16 protein-coding genes and 1 other RNA gene are annotated in these 17729 nt (G+C 65.2%); 14 read left to right on the top strand and 3 right to left on the bottom strand.

Features of this window, described 5'->3' with window-relative positions:
* The first annotated feature begins 28 nt into the window (after positions 1 to 28).
* The 9 genes from ssrS to V3572_RS00595 all read left to right on the top strand — a co-directional run bounded on the left by ssrS (position 29) and on the right by V3572_RS00595 (position 7129).
* A non-coding RNA gene (gene ssrS, locus V3572_RS00635) (6S RNA) lies at positions 29 to 209 on the top strand.
* Between the two features lie 197 nt (positions 210 to 406).
* Positions 407 to 1966: a ribonuclease Y gene (gene rny / locus V3572_RS00630; RefSeq protein WP_332109033.1), complete on the top strand. Its 1560-nt coding sequence runs from the start codon at positions 407 to 409 to the stop codon at positions 1964 to 1966.
* Between the two features lie 105 nt (positions 1967 to 2071).
* Entirely contained in the window at positions 2072 to 2857 is a 786-nt protein-coding gene (locus V3572_RS00625; RefSeq protein ID WP_332109032.1) for a TIGR00282 family metallophosphoesterase, read from the top strand.
* Positions 2858 to 2904: 47 nt separating this feature from the next.
* A complete protein-coding gene (locus V3572_RS00620) occupies positions 2905 to 3435 on the top strand; it encodes a hypothetical protein (protein WP_332109031.1) in 531 nt (176 codons plus the stop codon).
* A gap of 12 nt (positions 3436 to 3447) precedes the next feature.
* Positions 3448 to 3795 (top strand): SPOR domain-containing protein, encoded by a 348-nt coding sequence (locus tag V3572_RS00615; protein ID WP_332109029.1) that lies wholly within the window; start codon positions 3448 to 3450, stop codon positions 3793 to 3795.
* Positions 3796 to 3878: 83 nt separating this feature from the next.
* A complete protein-coding gene (tyrS, locus tag V3572_RS00610) occupies positions 3879 to 5165 on the top strand; it encodes a tyrosine--tRNA ligase (RefSeq protein ID WP_332109028.1) in 1287 nt (428 codons plus the stop codon).
* Between the two features lie 8 nt (positions 5166 to 5173).
* Positions 5174 to 6034, top strand: a complete 861-nt coding sequence (locus V3572_RS00605; RefSeq protein ID WP_332109027.1) for a UbiA-like polyprenyltransferase — start codon at positions 5174 to 5176, stop codon at positions 6032 to 6034.
* 143 nt (positions 6035 to 6177) lie between these two features.
* Complete coding sequence (locus V3572_RS00600; RefSeq protein WP_332109026.1) at positions 6178 to 6480, top strand: hypothetical protein; 303 nt, start codon at positions 6178 to 6180, stop codon at positions 6478 to 6480.
* A 79-nt stretch (positions 6481 to 6559) separates the two neighbouring features.
* Positions 6560 to 7129, top strand: a complete 570-nt coding sequence (locus V3572_RS00595) for a WbuC family cupin fold metalloprotein (RefSeq protein WP_332109025.1) — start codon at positions 6560 to 6562, stop codon at positions 7127 to 7129.
* 182 nt (positions 7130 to 7311) lie between these two features.
* On the opposite strand, the gene V3572_RS00590 is transcribed toward V3572_RS00595, so the two are convergent.
* On the bottom strand, positions 7312 to 8565 hold the full coding sequence (locus tag V3572_RS00590; protein WP_332109024.1) for a diguanylate cyclase: 1254 nt from the start codon (positions 8563 to 8565) through the stop codon (positions 7312 to 7314).
* 77 nt (positions 8566 to 8642) lie between these two features.
* Here V3572_RS00590 and V3572_RS00585 point away from each other — a divergent pair, with 77 nt between their 5' ends.
* On the top strand, positions 8643 to 10637 hold the full coding sequence (locus tag V3572_RS00585) for a PAS domain-containing sensor histidine kinase (protein ID WP_332109023.1): 1995 nt from the start codon (positions 8643 to 8645) through the stop codon (positions 10635 to 10637).
* Here the strand turns inward: V3572_RS00585 and V3572_RS00580 are convergent, their stop codons facing one another.
* Positions 10638 to 11330: a M15 family metallopeptidase gene (locus V3572_RS00580; RefSeq protein ID WP_332109022.1), complete on the bottom strand. Its 693-nt coding sequence runs from the start codon at positions 11328 to 11330 to the stop codon at positions 10638 to 10640.
* A 327-nt stretch (positions 11331 to 11657) separates the two neighbouring features.
* Between V3572_RS00580 and tpx the strand changes: the two genes are divergently transcribed.
* The 4 genes from tpx (at position 11658) to V3572_RS00560 (ending at position 16732) form a co-directional block, all read left to right on the top strand.
* Positions 11658 to 12176, top strand: coding sequence for a thiol peroxidase (gene tpx / locus V3572_RS00575; protein ID WP_332109021.1), 519 nt, complete (start codon positions 11658 to 11660; stop codon positions 12174 to 12176).
* Positions 12173 to 12790, top strand: a complete 618-nt coding sequence (locus V3572_RS00570; protein WP_332109019.1) for a YajG family lipoprotein — start codon at positions 12173 to 12175, stop codon at positions 12788 to 12790. Before tpx ends, V3572_RS00570 begins: the two co-directional genes overlap by 4 nt.
* A 38-nt stretch (positions 12791 to 12828) precedes the next feature.
* Positions 12829 to 13938 (top strand): redox-regulated ATPase YchF, encoded by a 1110-nt coding sequence (gene ychF, locus V3572_RS00565; protein WP_332109018.1) that lies wholly within the window; start codon positions 12829 to 12831, stop codon positions 13936 to 13938.
* Between the two features lie 133 nt (positions 13939 to 14071).
* On the top strand, positions 14072 to 16732 hold the full coding sequence (locus V3572_RS00560) for an EAL domain-containing protein (RefSeq protein WP_332109017.1): 2661 nt from the start codon (positions 14072 to 14074) through the stop codon (positions 16730 to 16732).
* Between the two features lie 133 nt (positions 16733 to 16865).
* Here the strand turns inward: V3572_RS00560 and V3572_RS00555 are convergent, their stop codons facing one another.
* Positions 16866 to 17609 (bottom strand): precorrin-8X methylmutase, encoded by a 744-nt coding sequence (locus tag V3572_RS00555; RefSeq protein ID WP_332109052.1) that lies wholly within the window; start codon positions 17607 to 17609, stop codon positions 16866 to 16868.
* Positions 17610 to 17729 lie beyond the last annotated feature (120 nt).

The raw sequence follows: 17729 nt of genomic DNA, 5'->3' as shown, positions 1-17729 counted from the left end.
GGCAGGCGGGATTTTGGCGATGATGTCCGTTTCCCTGGAGTGTGCGTGATCGACGATTCATTTTTGAGCCGATACTCAAAAATAGGATGCCGCGTGTTACGGCCGGTGTGCGAACCCGGGTTTTGCCGGGGGGCCTGAAGGTCGTACCTTGGCGTCCACCTTGGCAACAAGGTTCAAAAAAATTGCCGACACGGCGCTCCGGGGAAAACGTTTCGGTTCTCCGGGTACAGCCCGACAGCCACGCCGAGCGGCTTGGCCGGACTCCGAAACACCTCGATAGTCGCCGGATTTGCCTGACGCGGCAGGGATCTCCCCTGCACGAACGCCCACGACTCTCCCCACCAGCGCCGAACCGACGGATCCGTCTCCGGTTTATGCGGAACTCTTCCGCTTTGAAGGAGCCGTCATGGATTTTTTTACCGTTTTCATCATCCTCGCGTCCCTGTGCGCCGGAGGCGCTGGCGGATATTACCTCTACCAGTTCATCTCCCAGAAGACCCTCAAGGAATCCCGTTCCTTGGCCGAGCGCATTCTGGAAGAGGCCAAAAAAGAGGCCCAGGCCCATAAAAAAGAATTTCTGGTCCAGGCCCAGGACGACCTGTACCGCCAGAAAAAGGAACTTGAGGTCGAATACAAGGAACGGGCCCAGACCCTTGAAGCCAAAGAGGCCCAGCTTTCCCGCAAGCAGGAGAAGCTTGAAGAGAAGCAGGAACAGATCGTGGCCCGGGAAAGCGAGCTTTTGGGCGCGGAAAAGCGCCTGACCGGCCTGGAACGGGCCCTCGCCGAGAAGCAGGAGATCCTGGACCGCGCCTCCGAGGAACATCTGCAACGCCTGCAGGAAGTCTCCGGGCTCACCGTGGAGGAGGCCAAGAAGCTGGTCATGGCCGAGACCGAAAGCCGCACCCGGCACGAGGCGGCCAAGATGATCCGCCAAATCGAGGTGGAGGCCCGGGAGACGGCGGATAAAAGCGGCAAGAAGATTCTGGCCCTGGCCATCCAGCGCTATGCCGGCGATTTCGTGGCCGAACAGACCGTCACCGCCGTCACCCTGCCCTCGGAAGAGATGAAGGGGCGCATCATCGGCCGCGAGGGACGCAACATCCGGGCCCTGGAAGCGGCCACGGGCGTGGATCTGATCATCGACGACACCCCCGAAACCGTCATCCTCTCCGCCTTTTCCCCCATCCGCCGCCAGGTGGCCAAGATGGCCCTGGAGCGCCTGATCACCGACGGCCGCATCCATCCGGCCCGCATCGAGGACATCGTCAAGAAGGTCGAGCAGGAATTCGAGGTTAAGCTGCGCGAGATCGGCGAACAGGCCACCTTCGACATCGGCGTCCACGGCATCAACCCCGAACTGGTGCGCCTTTTGGGGCATCTGCAATACCGCACCAGCTATTCCCAGAACGTCCTGCAGCACTCCCTCGAGGTGTCCACCCTGTGCGGCATCATGGCCTCGGAGCTGGGCCTGGACGTGAAAAAAGCCAAGCGGGCGGGGCTTCTGCACGACATCGGCAAGGCCGTGGATCACGAGATCGAAGGCCCCCACGCGGTCATCGGGGCCGATCTGGCCAAAAAATTCGGCGAGGGCGGGGACATCATCCACGCCATCCAGGCCCACCATGAGGACGTGCCGCCCAAATCCATCCTGGCCATCCTGGTCCAGGCTGCGGACAGCCTGTCCGGCGCCCGGCCCGGGGCCCGCAAGGAGCTTCTGGAAAGCTACGTCAAGCGTCTGGAGGAGCTGGAGAATCTGGCCACGGCCTTTGACGGCGTGACCAAGGCCTACGCCATCCAGGCCGGCCGCGAGATTCGCGTCGTCGTGGACTCCGACGCCATTGACGACGACAAGACGTTTCTTTTGTGCAAGGACATCGCCAAGCAGATCGAGGACAACCTCACCTATCCGGGACAGATCCGGGTCACGGTCATCCGCGAACGCCGGGCCGTGGGCTACGCAAAATAGGATTGGCGCAACCTGGCCGCGCCCGTGGCGCGTCCGGCCCGTATTCGGACGGCCCGTTCCCCCAGGGGGCGGCCGTCCGCAACGCTTCCGGGAGGAAACGTCTCCATGCGCATCCTGTTTTTGGGCGACATTGTCGGCCGTCCCGGGCGCGACGCGGTGGTGGCCGGTCTTTTCCGGCTGCGCCGGGAACTTGAGGTGGATGTGGTGCTGGCCAACGGCGAAAACGCCTCGGGGGGCCTGGGCATCACCGTCAAGGCCGCCTCCCAGCTTTTGGCCTGCGGCGTGGATGTCATCACCTCGGGCAACCACATCTTCAAACATCGCGAGATCCAGGTCTATTTCGAGAGCACGGATCGGCTGCTGCGCCCGGCGAACTATCCCCCCGGCACGCCCGGGGCGGGCCTTGGCGTCTACGGCCTGGACGGGAAACCGCCGTTTGCGGTCATAAACCTCCTCGGGCGCACCTACATGAACAGCCTGGACTGCCCCTTCCGAACCGCCGATGAGCTCATCGGCAGGATTCCCGGAGACGTGCCCGTGCGCCTGCTGGATTTTCACGCCGAGGCCACCTCCGAGAAAAAGGCCCTGGCCTATTATCTCGACGGCCGCCTAAGCGCCCTGTGCGGCACCCATACCCACGTCCAGACGGGCGACGCCCAGATCCTGCCCCACGGCATGGCCTACATCACCGACCTGGGCATGAGCGGCCCCATCCGCTCGGCCATCGGCATGGACCCCCAGGCCGTCATCCGTCGCTACCTCACCGGGATGCCCCAGCGTTTCGTCCTGTCCAAGGGACCGGTGGAGTTGCAGGGCGCGGTGATCGATATTGACGCCCAGACCGGGAAGGCCGTACAAATACAGGCATGGCGACACGCCTGCCAGGAATGAGACGGTTGTCCGCCGTTTCGCGGCACACCTTCGCCCAGGGAGCCAAAATGAAACTTTGCGCCAGTCGGCTGATGCTTTGCGTGGCGGCATGTGCGGCCGTGATGCTGTCCAATGTCCCGGGGCATGCCATGGGGCCGGATCGCCAGTCGGTCTATCTGACCGTGGCGGGCCCCCTGGAAGTCGTGCGCCAGGGTGCGGACCATGTGGTCACGCTGCGTGGGAAGCCGATCCACCAGAGCAAGGGCGAGCCCCTGACAGCCCAATCCTACATGAGCGTCGGGGAGCTCGACGACGGCTTCGACGCCGTGCTCCTGCGCCGGGGGCTGGGAAACGTGGACTGCCCCGTGGTCTACGACCTGGTCACCGTGGGCGCGGACGGCAAAAGCGCCCTGGTGCAAAGCTTCAACAGTTGCTCGCGGCTGGCCGATATCCGGGCCGTGGGCGACAAGCTGTATTTCGTGTTGGAAAACAAGGCCGGGAAGACCGAGGTGCTGGAATACAGCGACGATGATCGCAAGCGTTCGGCCCCGGTCAAACTGAAAAAATCCGCCCTGCCCAAGGCCGAAACCCCCAACTGATCGGACCTGAACATGACCCGCGCCGCCTTGCCCCTTGTGTTGTGCCTTGCCCTTGTGGCCGCCTCCTGTGGCTCCGACCCCGTCATCCATGACTGGCAGCGGCCCCACGACACCTATCAGGTGGGGGCCTTCACCAAGTCTGAAAACGCCGAGGAACTCAAGGCCGAGCTTGAGAAAAACGGCTTCGCCTCCCGCATCGAGACCGAAATTCGCGGCGGCGTCTTTTATCTCAATGTGCTGGTGGACGTGTACAGCCCCGTTCCCGGCGTCGAGGCCAAGCTGGAACGTATAAGCAAGGCCAAGCCCATCCTGCGCACCAAGGCCCGGGTGGACGCCCCGGCCCAAAATTCCGGCAGTTGACCACGGCCGCCCCGGCGGTCGATTTCCGTTCACACCCCCACCGGGCGGCGAGAGACCGCCCGCATTCCCCCATGGATCAGATCATGTCCCGCAACATCTTTGACGAACTGTCCTGGCGCGGCCTGGTCAACCAGGTATCCGACGCCGAAACCCTTCGCGAACACCTGGATTCCCCTGGGCGCGTCGTCTACTGCGGCTTCGACCCCACGGCCGACAGCCTGCACATCGGCAATCTCGTGCCCCTTCTGGGACTGGCGCGTTTCGCCCTGGCCGGACACCGTCCCCTGTTTCTGCTTGGCGGGGCCACGGGGCTGATCGGCGATCCCAGCGGCAAGGACAAGGAACGCACCCTCAATGCCGCCGAAAAGGTCCAGGCCTCGGCCGAAAAGATCAAGACCCAGGCCATGGGCTTTTTTGAGCGCATGGGCGTGGCGGACAACATCGAGCCCGTCAACAACCTGGACTGGACCAAGAATCTCTCCATCATCGATTTCCTGCGCGACGTGGGCAAACACTTCACGGTCAACTACATGCTGGCCAAGGAATCCGTGAAGGGCCGCATCAATCGCGAAGAGACCGGCATCTCCTACACCGAATTCAGCTACATGATCCTGCAGGCCTACGATTACCGGCATCTCTCCGAAACGCGCGGCTGCACCCTGCAGATCGGCGGCGGCGACCAGTTCGGCAACATCACCGCCGGTCTCGAATTCATCCGCCGCTCCCGGCCCGCACCGGCCTTCGCCCTGACCTTTCCGCTGATCACCACGGCCTCCGGGGCCAAGTTCGGCAAGAGCGAGAAGGGCGCCATCTTCCTCGACAAAAACCTGACCTCGCCCTACGCCTTCTACCAATATTGGTTCAACACCGATGACCGCGACGTCATCAACTACCTCAAGTATTTCACGCTGCTCGACCACGAGAGCATCGAAAGCCTAGCCATCGAACTGGCGGACAACCCCCACCTGCGCCAGGCCCAGAAACGGCTGGCTCTGGAAGTCACCACCATGATCCACGGCGCGGCCGAGACCCAAAAAGTTCTGGACGCCAGTCAGGCCCTCTTCGGCGCAGGCGACCTCGCCGCCGCCGATCCCGATACCCTGCGCGCCGCCCTGGAGGCCGCGCCAAGCATCGCCTATCCGTCCCTGGACGCCATCCCTCCCCTGCCCAAACTCCTGGCCGACCTGGGGCTGTGCCCGTCCAATTCCCAGGCCCGCAAGGACATCAAGGCCGGGGCCGTCTCAATCAACGGACAGCGCATCGCCGCCGAAGACCACGCCTACGGCCCCGGCGACCTCCTGGCGGGCCACATCCTCCTGGTGCGCAAGGGCAAGAAGAACTACGGCGTCGTCACCCTGGGAGAGGCATAAGGCACTCCATGAAACGACTCGCCGTGTTGGCCGGGCGGTATGCCCGGCTGGTCAAGATCGAGCATTCGGTTTTCGCCTTGCCGTTCGCCTATGTGGGGCTGTTTTTGGCCGCCGGGGGCTGGCCGGGTTTGGGGAAGTTTTTGCTCCTGACGGTGGCCATGGTGGCGGTACGCTCGTATTCCATGGCCATGAACCGGTTGGCGGATCTGACGTTTGACCGGGAGAATCCGAGGACGAAACGGCGCGAGCTGGTCACGGGCGAGGTGGGCGTGCCGGGCGCCGTGATGTTCACGGCCGGGTGCGCGGCTCTGTTTGTTGCGGCCTGCGCCGGGCTCAATACGCTGTGTCTGGCCCTGTCGCCGGTGGTCCTGGTCTGGGCCGGGTTCTACAGCCTGACCAAGCGGTTCACCTGGATGTGCCATTTTATTTTGGGCTCGGTGCTGGGGCTGTCCCCGGTGGCTGGCTGGCTGGCCTTTGAGCCCGCGTTTTCCGTGCGCGCCGTGTTGTTCGGCCTGGGCGTGACCTTCTGGACGGCGGGATTTGATATTTTGTATGCCTGTCAGGATGTGGAATTCGACCGGCAGCACGGACTTAGGTCCGTCCCGGCCCGTTTCGGCCTGGGCGCGGCCTTGGCGTTTTCCTCCCTGGCCCATGTCAACGCCGTGATTTTCTATGCCCTGGCCGGATGGGCGGCGGGGCTGTCCTGGTTTTATTTCCTCTTTTTTACGGCCAGCGCCGGGCTGCTTCTGATCGAACACCTGATCCTTTCGGAGAACGATCTTTCCCGGGTGAACATGGCCTTTTTCACCATCAACGGGGTGGTGGCCGCAGGACTTGGCCTGGGGGTGCTCCTGGACATCTTCGTCTGACGGCCGGGGGCGGCCGCCGTTTTGCCCCGGGGCCGTCTGGACAGCCTGTGGCGGGGACTTTATAGGGATGGCAGGCCGCCTCGGCGGCGGCCACACTGCACGGGAGGTGCGTTATGGATCAAAATGCCTGCACGGGATGCAAGATGAGCCCTATCACGCTGACCGCCGTCGGACTGGCGGTTTTGTTCGTGATCTTCATGTTCGTCACCGGGATCATGGTCCGCTGGTGGGTCATGCTGCCTCTGGGGTTTGCGGCCTTTTTCCTGTTCCGGATGCGGCGCGACCAGGCCGAGGGTTGTGAGAAAACGCTCTGCGGCTGGGGCTATTGGGCCATTGTCGCCCTGCTGCTTTTGCGCGACGCCTGCCTGTCCTCCCGGCTGGCCGGAATTTACGGCGCGGTGGAGAACGTGGCGGGCGAGGCGGCCAAGTCCGCCCTGAACCTGTAGGCCAGGCCCCAAAACCATCACGCCCCCTGCGCGGGGCGATCCTTAACGGAAGTTACCGAACGCAACATGAGGAGGCGGTATGCGCGGGGCGCGGATCGAGCGGATATCCCCCCATGCCACGGTGTCCGGCCATGTCCGGGCGGCCGTGGCCGACGACGACCTGATCGTGCGCACCTGCCGCGCGGCGCGAGACAATCCCCGGGGCCGGGAGGTGCATCGGTTTCATGCCGCCGACGATGACCCGTTGCAGCGCATGATCAACGCCCTGTGCCCGGGAAGCTACGTGCCGCCGCATCGCCATGTGGCTCCGGAGAAGGCCGAGAGTTTCGTGATCCTGCGTGGGGCCTTGGGCGTGGTGCTGTTTGATGATGCAGGCAACGCCAGGGAAAAGGACTTCATCCTGCTTGAGCGGGAGCGCGGCGTGCATCTGGCGGATATCCTGCCCGGGGTGTGGCACACCATTTTCGCCCTGGCCCCGGACACGGCCGCCTTCGAGGCCAAGGCCGGGCCATACCTGGCCGAATCGGCCAAGGCGTTCGCGCCGTTTGCCCCAGCCGAGGGAAGCCCCGGGGCTGCGGCCTACCTGATGGCCCTGGAGGACCGGTTCCGCTGCGTGTGGGGACTTCCGCCGCGTGCCTGGGGGGAATGACCGCGCCGGGCGTGGGCTCGTGTGGCGTTCACAAAAAACAGGTATGTTTTTTTGTGAATAAAAACCATAAATTCAAAGTGTTGCTGCTTGCAAAGCCATAACGCTAATTCCCGAACGCAACGCGAGGCGTGGGCCAGGCGTGGGCCAGGAGTGAGCCGGACGCGAGCCGAAAAACGGGAGGCTCAGGACGCCAAAACCCGGTTGCGGCCGCTGCGCTTGCACTGGTAGAGCATGCCATCGGCGGTGGCCAGCATCTCCTCCAGGGATTTGTGCGGCTCGCAGCACACGCCGATGCTCACCGTGACCGTAATATTTACGCCATCCACCCGGGTGCGTGAGCGTTCGATGCTTCGGCGCAGTTCGTCGAACACGGTGAGCGCCGCCTGCCGGTTCATGTTCACGGCCAGCACGCAGAATTCCTCGCCCCCGTAGCGGGCCACGATGTCCGATCCCCGAAAACGCCCGGACATGCCGTCGGCCACATGCTTGAGCACCTCGTCTCCGGCCTTGTGCCCGTGGGTGTCGTTGACCTTCTTGAAGAAATCGATGTCGATCATGGCCACGGCCAGGGTCATGGAGTCGCGCAGGGCGCAGGAGTGGAACTTTTTCCCGGCGTCGAAGAAATAGCGGCGGTTGTAGAGGCCGGTGAGCGCATCGCGGATGGAGGCCTCCTTGAGCTTGCGCACCAGTTCGAGCATGTCCAGGCATTGGGTGACGCGGCAGTAGAACTCCTCGCTGGCGAAGGGCTTGGCCAGGTAGTCGTTGGCCCCGACCTTGAGGAATCGCGCGGACAAAAGCTCCTCGGTGCTGGCCGAGACGCCGATGATGGCCAGATCCTCCTTGCGGTGTTCGCGGCGGATGGCCCGGGTGAGTTCCAGGCCGTCCATGCCGGGCATGTGGTATTCGGCAATCAGCAGGCGCAACGCAGGGTTGCGCGACAACAGGCGCAACGCCTCCTCCCCGTCCGAAGCCTCCATGACCGAGAAGTCGTGCACCTCAAGGAGCCGACGCACATGGCGGCGCAGGGTGGCCGAATCGTCCGCCACCAGGATGCTTATGTATTTGTTTTTGTAAATGCGCTTGACGAGGTTGCAGACGTAATCCAGGCTGTCGGGGGTTTCCTTGAGCACATAGTCCACCACGCGCTTGGCCCAGATGGCGTCGCGGTATTCCTCGTCGAAGGCTCCGGTGTAGACGATGACCGGGATGCCCTTGGCGATGAGGTAGTCCACGGTGTGGCCGTTCGGGGAGTCGGGAAGGTGCAGGTCCACCACGGCCACGAAAAAGTCCGGTTGCTCGGGACTTTCCTCAAGGATATAGACGGTCTCTTCGTAGGTCGAGGCCCAACTGGTATCGAAGAACAATTCGTCTTCAATTTTGCGAATGAGGACGCGCGCGAATACCTTGCTGTCCTCAACGATAAGCACTTTTTCCATGAGTCCATGCCGGGCGGTAGTTGCATATGCCTTGCACCGATTGTGACAAAGACCACGGGAAAAAGCCAGGACGAATCATGGTCGCAGACAAGGAAAGGACTACGGAGAAAATGGCTGCGCCGAGCCGGGGCGAGACGCTCATGGCCTCTGGGCTTGGCGGGCTGCATCAGGTGTTTTTCGAACATTCCCTGTCCGCCATCCTGGTGCTGTCTCGCCAGGGGATGGTGTTGGATGTGAGCCGGGTGGTGGTCGAGAAGCTCGGCATGCCGCTTGCGGCGATTCGCGGGAGGCATGTGGGGGATTTGTTGCCCGCGAAAGATGCCCGGACGCTTTTGCGCCAGGTGGACCGGATGTTCGGCGGCGGCGAGGTCGTTCGCAACTCGGGACTGGTCATCACCCTTGGGCGGGACGAGGTCGCCGTGGCCTCGGTCTTTCCCCTGCCGGGCGACGATGGAGTGATCGAGGCCGCGTGCGTCCTGGCCACGGACATCGCCGAGCGCCGGGCGGCCGAAGAGGCCCTGCGCCAAAGCGAGGAAAAGTATCGCAGCATTTTTGAAAATTCCGCCGAGGGCATTTTCCAATTCTACCCCGACGGCCGCATCATCGAATGCAACACGGCCATGGCCCGCATTCTGGGCTACGCCTCCCCCCCTGAACTCATCGCCGAGGAAGGCGACATCCTGCGCCGCATCCATGTCCAGCAGGAGGCCCGCCTGGAATTTTTGCGCACCCTGGCCAAAAACGGCCGGGTGTTCGACTTCGAGGCCCAGATTTATCGCCGGGACGGACGCCGGGTGTGGATCTCCACCAACGCCCTGGCGGTCATGGGGCCGGACGGGAAGCTCTTGCGGGTGGAGGGGGCGGCCCGGGACATCACGGCCCGCAAGCGCGCCGAAGAGGAGCGCATGCTTTTGGTGGCAGCCGTGGAGCAGGCCGCCGAGGGCATGGTCATCATCGGCCGGGATTTCAGGGCCCAGTACGCCAACCCGGCCTTTGCCCGCATTGTGGGCTTTGGCCAGGGCATGGCCGGGGCCGGTGCGGACGAGTTGCAGCGCAGCGTGGATCCGTTTTTGACCGATTCCGTGCGCGGCATCCTGGCCTTGGGACTCAAGTGGTCCGGCCGGGCCCGGCAGACCCGCCGCGACGGCAGCCAGTACGTGGCCGAGGTGCTCATCACGCCCATCCGGGACGAGACCGCCCGGGTCTGCAACCATGTGGTCCTGGTGCGCGACGTGACCCATGAGATCCGGCTGGAGCGCCGCCTGCGACAGGCCGAAAAACTGGAGGCTATCGGCGTGTTGGCCGGGGGCATCGCCCACGACTTCAACAACATCCTGACCCCCATCCTGCTCAATACCGAGGTGGCCCTGTCCGACCTGGACGCGGAACATCCCCTGCGCCGTCCCCTGACGGACGTGGTGGACGCCGCCGGGCGGGCCAGGGATCTGGTCAAGCAGATCCTGGTCTTTTCCAGGCGCGAGGATACCGTCAAAAACCTCTTGGTCTTAAACCCCCTGGTCAAGGAGACCGTGAAGATCATGCGCGGGCTGACCCCGGCCAACGTCACCATGGCGTCGGACATCTCGGAGCGCAGCATGGCCATCCGGGCCGATCCGGCCCAGGTGCATCAGGTGCTTGTGAACCTGTGCATGAACGCCGCCCATGCCATGACCCCGGACGGCGGGGAACTGGCCGTGTCGCTTGAGGTGGTGGGAATCGACGGCGGCGGCGCCGAGGGCGGCCCGGCCCCGGAGACGGCGGACCCCCTGTCCGGCCTGGGCGAGTCCGTGCGTTCGGTGCTCGACCTGACGCCCGGGCGTTATGCCGCCCTGTCCGTGCGGGACACGGGGCATGGCATGGATCGGACCATCATGGAGCGCATCTTCGAGCCGTTTTTCACCACCAAGCCGCCGGGACAGGGCACGGGCATGGGGCTGGCGGCGGTGCATGGCATCGTCAAGGCCTGCGGCGGGGCGGTGACGGTCAGGAGCGTCTCGGGCCGGGGCAGCGTATTCGTGGTCTTTTTCCCTCTGGCCGGGGCCGGGGCGGCCCATGTGGAGCAGCCCCGCTGATCATTTTTCCGGCGGCAGGGGCAAATCCAGCAGCGGACACGCCTTCCAGCCGTCGGCGTCGAAGTGCCACCACTCCGAGGAGATGGGCCGAAACCCTTGCCTCGCCATAACCTCGGCCAGCAGGCGGCTGTTGGCCGCAGCCGTGGGGTCGCCGCCGGTGAAATGGCGCGAGGCCCTGGCCGAGAAGTCGTCGAAGTCCGTAGGCATGGGCAGCGGTCGGCCCGTTGCGTCCACCAGCCCGGCATCCACGGCCATGCCCCGGTTGTGCTTGGACCCGGACACGGGTTTGCCGCCCTCTTCCACGGGCCTGCCCACGTAGCCCTTGTCCGGGGTCGCCTCCCAAAAGGTTTTTTGCACGGAAAATGGCCGGTAGCAGTCGTAGAGCACAAGCCCCAGGCCCCGCGCCCGCAGGTCGGCCTGCACCGCCGCCAGCCGGGCGGCCGCCTCCTGGCGCAGGAAGCAGCGTCCCGAGGGGTAGACCACCCGACCGGTGAAGTTGTTGGTGGTGGCGTAGCGCATGTCCAGGCGGATGGTGGGGTCCAGGGCCGTCACCTCCACCAGCCCGGCCCGGGTGAGGGCCGATATCTCGGGGCCGGGCGCGGGATCGGCGGCCCGGGTCGTGTCCGGGACGAAAAGGCAGGGCAGGATGGCCATAAGGATCGCCCACGAGGCGAAACGGCGCGGCAGGGTCATACGGACAGGCCTCCCTGGGACGGCGCGCGTCCCGGTTTTTCGTGACACTCGCGTCCTGCCGCATTCGTCCCGGATTGTCCATGCCCGGGCGCAGCGGGTGAAAGGGGCGAAGTGGCCGTCGGCCGAAGTGTAAGACGTTTCCCTTCCTGCGCGGAACTGGCGAGAGCGACATGGTCTGTCGCTTCGGGAGATGGTTTGTCCATCCCCAGCCCCGCCCGTGGGCGGAGTTGCGGCGGATCGCTTGACGCGGGCGGCGCGACGATGAAATACAGGGGGGAGACGGGCCGCTGTCCCCAAACCGGGGGCGTGCCCGCAAGGAGAACGACAATGCGCGAGAAAAAAGGCGTGGTGACCTTTCAGGGCAACCCCCTGACGCTTGTGGGCGAGGACGTGGTCGTGGGGACCAAGGCCCCGGTTTTTACCGCCCTGACCAACGACCTGGCCCCGGTCGGGCTTACGGATTTCACGGAGAAGGTGCTGGTGGTGGTGTCCGTGCCCTCGGTGGACACCCCGGTGTGCGACCTGGAGACCCGGCGTTTCAACGCCGAGGCCACGGGCCTTGGTCCCGACGTGCGCATCCTGGTGGTCAGCATGGACCTGCCCTTTGCCCAGAAACGCTGGTGCGCGGCCGCCGGCGTGGACCGGGTGACGACCCTTTCCGACCACGCCCTGGCCTCCTTCGGCGAGGCCTACGGGGTGCTCATCAAGGAGCTGCGGCTTCTGGCCCGGGCGGTGTTCGTTGTAAACGCCGCGCGAACCGTGACCTATGTCCAGGTGGTCCCGGAGGTTACTCAGGAGCCGGACTACGCCGCTGTGTTGGCCGCCGCCAAGGCCGCCTTGGCATGATGCGCGGCTTTTTTTCCCGAACCGCCACGGCGTGTGTGCTGTGCGCGGCGGTTTTGTCGTGCGCGGGATGCGGGGCCTACCGGGCCAACGTGGCCTGTCAGGCCGTGGTGGAGAAGGAGGATTTGGGCCGGGACGTGCAGGTGGTGGTCCTGGCCGCCGATGCCCGTCCGGACGCCACCGTGGGCCAGCGCAATCCGGACTCGAAGATGGCCGGGACCGTGGTCGTGGACTCGGAGGTGGCCCAGACGTTGCGCCGGGCCGCCGGGGACGGGCTGGTCGCCAAGGGGTTTTCTCCGGCCGCCCCGTCCGAATCCGTGGTCCGCACCCTGACGGTGGAGCTTGCCGCCCTGACCTACGCCGGGACGCCGCGTCTGGGCGGGATCACGGCCGAGGCCCGGGTGGTCCTTGACGTGACCGTGGACAACAACGGGGCGATCCTGAAAAAGGCCTACGAGGCCAGCACCCAGTGGAAGCTTAACGGGGACAATGTGGAGCCGGATTTCGACCGCCTGCTGGGGCAGACCTTGTCCAAGGCCGTTTCGAAAATGGCGGGCGATTATGACCTGCTCAACTTTCTCGTCAAAACCGTGTTGCGGACCCGGGATCTGGGCTAGGCCCCGCCCGCGCCGCACCGGAAAAGGATACCGTTTTCATGTCGCTTTCCATCGGCATCGTGGGGCTTCCCAACGTGGGCAAGTCCACCCTGTTCAATGCCCTGACCAAGGCCCAGAACGCCCAGGCCGCCAATTATCCCTTCTGCACCATCGAACCCAACACGGCCGTGGTGCCCGTGCCCGACACGCGGCTTGCGGCCCTGGCGAAGCTTGTGAACCCCAAGGTGGTGACCCCGGCCACGGTGCGTTTCGTGGACATCGCCGGGCTGGTCAAGGGGGCGAGCCAGGGCGAGGGGCTGGGCAACCGCTTTCTGGCCAACATCCGGGAGACCGGGGTGGTGCTGCATGTGGTGCGGGCCTTTGCCGAGGACGACGTGGTGCATGTCCACGGCGGGGTGGACCCGGCCCGGGACATGGAGATCATCGAGACCGAACTGATCCTGGCCGATGCCCAGACCATGGAGACCCGGGTGGAGCGCCTGAAAAAGCAGGCCAAGCCCGGGGGCAAGGACAAGGAGGCGGCCGAGGCCCTGGCCTGCGCGGAAAGGCTTTTGGCCCACCTCATGACCGGGCAGCCCGCCGCCAGCGTGCCGGACGCGGACGAACCGGCCATGGCCGCGTTTTTGGCCGAGAATAGGCCGATCACCGCCAAAAAGGTCATCTATTGCGCCAACGTGGACGAGGGCGACGTCAACGGCGAAAGTCCGGCGGCCCGGGCCGTGGCCGAGCGTGCCGCCGCCAGGGGGGCGGGGTTCGCCGTGGTCTGCGCCCGCATGGAAGAGGAACTGGCCGGGATGGACGAGGCCGAGCGGCAGGAATTTCTGGCCTCCTACGGGGTGGCCAAAAGCGGCCTGGATCAGGTCATCGCCACGGGCTACGAGACCCTCGGTCTCATCAGCTATTTCACGGCCGGACCCAAGGAGGTGCGGGCCTGGACCGTGCGCCGGGGTTCCCGCGCCCCCCAGGCCGCGGCCGAGATCCATACGGACTTCGAGAAGGGTTTTATCCGGGCCGAGATCATCTCCTTTGAGGAATACGTACGCCACGGCTCCGAGGCCAAATGCCGCCTGGCCGGGGTCATGCGCCTGGAGGGCAAGGACTATGTGGTGCGCGACGGCGACGTCATCCATTTCCTTTTTAATGTCTGAGGCCCCGGGTAAAAGGGTGGAAATTCTTTGCATTCTGGGCTAGCCTGAAATTATTCCAGCAATATCAGGGAAAACCAACGGGCCGTGTATCGTGGGCAAACCGAAAACGACCGCGCCGGAAACGCGAAAGGGCATGGGCGACACCCACGGCCGTGAGGCCACGTTCCGGGCCTTGTGCGCCGATCGCGAAGGATTTTTCGCCTTTCTCGACGCCGTGGCCGTGGGACTGGCCGTGGTCGATGAGGCGGGCCGGTTCGTGTGGGTCAACGAATCCCTCTGCCGCATCCTTGGACTCCCCCGGGACAGGCTGTTCGGTGAGACCTTCATCCGCTTCGTGGCGGACACGAGCGCCGAGCAGGTCATGGCCCTGCACCAGGCCAACCTCGACGGCCAGGGCGGCATCCCCTCCGAGTGGGTGGTGTTGCGCGAGGACGGCGGCCGGGTGCCGGTGCACGTCTCCCCCGGCCGACTGGCCGGTCCGGACGGCAGCCGTTATGGGGTGATCTGCGCCAGCGACATGCGTCCCCAGGAAGGGAGCCAGGAATCCCTCAAACGCCGGGCCTTCCAGCAGGGCATCGTCTCCGAAATCGGGCTTTTCGCCCTCTCCTCCGGCGACATGCCCGGGCTTTTCCGTAAGACCATACGGCTCATGGCCTCGGTGCTCGACGTGGAGATGGCCGAATTCTTCCGGTTCTTGTCTCCGGATGGGGCCATGCGTCTGGAGGTCGGCGTGGGGCGCCCCGACGCCGACGGCAGCGTGTATCCCCCGCCTGAAGCCGGCGGCATGGCCGCGTATGTGAGAGCCGCCAAAGCCCCGGTGGTCATCAAGGACTACCTGCGGGAAGAGCGGTTTGTCCCGGACCCCTTCTTTCTTGCCGCAGGCATGCGCAGCGGCATCGGCATGGTGATCCATGGCCGCGACGGGCCCTATGGGGTCATGGGGATACACACCCGGGAGCCCCGGTCCTTTTCCGGGGACGACATCCATTTTTTGCAATCCCTGGCCAACGTGCTTTCCGAGGCCGTGACCCGCACCGGGGCCGAAGCCGCCCTGGCCGCCTCCAACCATCTGGGCGGACTGATCCTGGAGGCCGTGGGCGAGGGCATCTTCGGCATCGACCTCACGGGCCGCATCACCTTCGTCAACCCGGCCACGACCCAGTTGACGGGCTACGCGCCGGAGGCCCTGACCGGCGCCGACCCCCATGCCCTGTGGCACCATTCCAAGCCCGACGGCAAACCCTTTCCCCGGGGGAAAAGCCCCATCCTCAAGGTGCTGGAGGACGGCCGTCGCCGCCATGTCCGGGAGGACTGGTTCTGGCGCGCCGACGGCCGCATCTTCCCCGTGGACTATGTGGTCACGCCGCTTCTGGCCGATGGGCGCATCAGCGGGGCGGTGGTGGCTTTCCGGGACATCACCGAGCGCAAAAAGGCCGAAAAGGCCCTGACCTATCAGGCCTACCACGACGAACTGACCGGCCTCTACAACCGGGCCTTTTTCATCGAGCGCCTGGAACGGGCCATGCGCGGGTTGAAATCCGGGGGCGGCGGGCGTTTTTCGGTCATGTTCCTCGACTTGGACGATTTCAAGTTCGTCAACGACAGCCTGGGCCACACCGTGGGCGACCGGCTGTTGCGGGGCATCGCCATGCGCCTGTGGAACACCCTGGACCCGGGGGACGTCATCGCCCGGCTTGGCGGCGACGAATTCGCGGTTCTGGTGCAGGGCCAGGGCGACGCCACCCGGGGCCTGGACACGGCCGGGCGCATCCACGAGGAGCTCAAAAAACCCTCGCGCATCGACGAGTTTGAATTTTTCGTCTCGGCCAGCGTGGGCATCGTGGACGACGTGTCCGCCTACGAGGGCGTGGACGAGGTGCTGCGCGACGCGGACACGGCCATGTTTCAGGCCAAATCCCGGGGCAAGGGCAAAAGCGAGGTCTTCGACCGGGCCATGCATGACCGGGCCAGCGAACGGCTGCACCTGGAGACGGGCTTGCGCCGGGCCGTGGAGCACGGGGAGCTGTATTTGGCCTACCAGCCCATTTTCCGCCTGTCGGATCTCACCACCGTGAGCTTCGAGGCCCTGGCCCGCTGGCGGCATCCCGTGCGGGGGCTTTTGTCTCCGGCGGTGTTTATTCCCGTGGCTGAGGCCTCGGGGCTCATCCTGGCCCTGGGGGACTGGGTGCTGCGCGAATGCTGCAAACGCATGCGCCTGTGGATCGACGAGCATCCCGGGGCGGTGAACATGTCCATCGCCGCCAACATCTCGGCCAAACAGCTCATGCAGGGGGATCTGGCCGCTCGGGTGGCCCGCATCCTGGACGAAACCCGGCTCGACCCCCGCCATTTGAAGCTTGAGGTCACCGAGTCGGTGCTGATGGAAAACGCCGAACTGGCCGTGGACATCCTGGGTCGGCTCAGGGATCTGGGCATCCGGCTGGCCGTGGACGATTTCGGCACGGGCTATTCGTCGCTGTCCTACCTGCGCCGGTTTCCCGTGGACTCGCTCAAGATCGACCGCTCGTTCGTCTCCAACATGGACGTCAATCCGGAGAAATTCGAGATCGTGCGGGCCATCGTGCAACTGGCCCGGGCGCTCAACCTGGACGTGTGCGCCGAGGGCGTGGAGACCGAGGCCGAGTTGGCCGGGTTGGTGTCGCTGGGCTGCGGCCTGGGCCAGGGCTATCTCTATGCCCGGCCCCTGCCCGCCGACGAGGCCAGGACGTTTATTCCCCCGCCGGGCGAAGAATGCGACGCCCTTGGGGATGCTGTCTGTCCGAAATTCTCCTAGCCGGTGTATGTTTCTTCCATGGCGTGTCTCCTGGCGATGTCGGGGCGTCGTGAGGCGCCTGTCGGCGTAGCCGAAAAATGTCCCACCTTATCCGAACAAGCCCGCTTCCCCCTCAAAAAGCCCATGGCGCCCTCTAGGGGACGCTGCGGCCCTGCGTTTTCCCGGCCTTCTCCCGAAGCGCCAGTTCGAGCAGGGCGTTGATCGCCGCCGCCGCCGAGGTGGAGCCGCCCTTGCGGCCGATGACCGTCAGGTAGGGCACGCCTTGGGCCGAGTCCCCGAATTCCGCCAGCAGGGCCTTGGACTGGGCCGCGTTCACAAAGCCCACGGGCAGGCCCGCCACCAGGGCCGGGCGGATGCGTCCGGCCTGCATATGGTCCAGAAGCCGCAAAAGCGCCGTGGGCGCGTTGCCGATGACGAAAATGACCGGCGCGCCGGACATTCCGGGCACGATCCCCGGGCCGTCGGCCAGGGAGACCGCCAGATCCACAGCGGCGGCCGTGCGGGTGGCGGCCGCCTCTTTGGCCGCCGGTGCGGTGCGCGGGTCGTCGATGAGGCAGGTGACCCGGCAGCCCAAGGGGGCCAGACGCCGTTCAGGGATGCCCATGCAGGCCATGCGGGTGTCGGTGACGATGACCGCCCCGGCGGCCAGGGCGGCGAGCCCCGACGCCACGGCCCGGGGGTGGAAACGCACCAGGGATAACAGCTCGAAGTCCGCCGTGGCGTGGATCATGCGCCGCACCACCTCCCACTGCGCGCCCGCAAAGGGCCTGGGCTCGGGAACCTCGGCGTCGATGATGGCCAGGGAGGCCCGTTCGATGTCGTCTGGCAGGCGCTCGTGCTGCAAGGGGGCGGGTGGCGGCGGGGTGGGGTTGTGCATGCCGCAAGTGTAGCCGGGTTCGGCCTGGGGGCCAAGGGGCGGAGAACAATGAACCGGCTGCCGGGGGCGCTCAGGCGGCATGGGGAAGATGTGCCATTTCATTCTTCACTTGTGCTACGA

The sequence above is a fragment of the Desulfolutivibrio sp. genome (assembly GCF_036584575.1).
Classification (GTDB): domain Bacteria; phylum Desulfobacterota; class Desulfovibrionia; order Desulfovibrionales; family Desulfovibrionaceae; genus Desulfolutivibrio.
The sequence above is the reverse complement of the archived record's forward strand: the minus strand, read 5'-3'. Positions and strand labels throughout refer to the sequence as shown.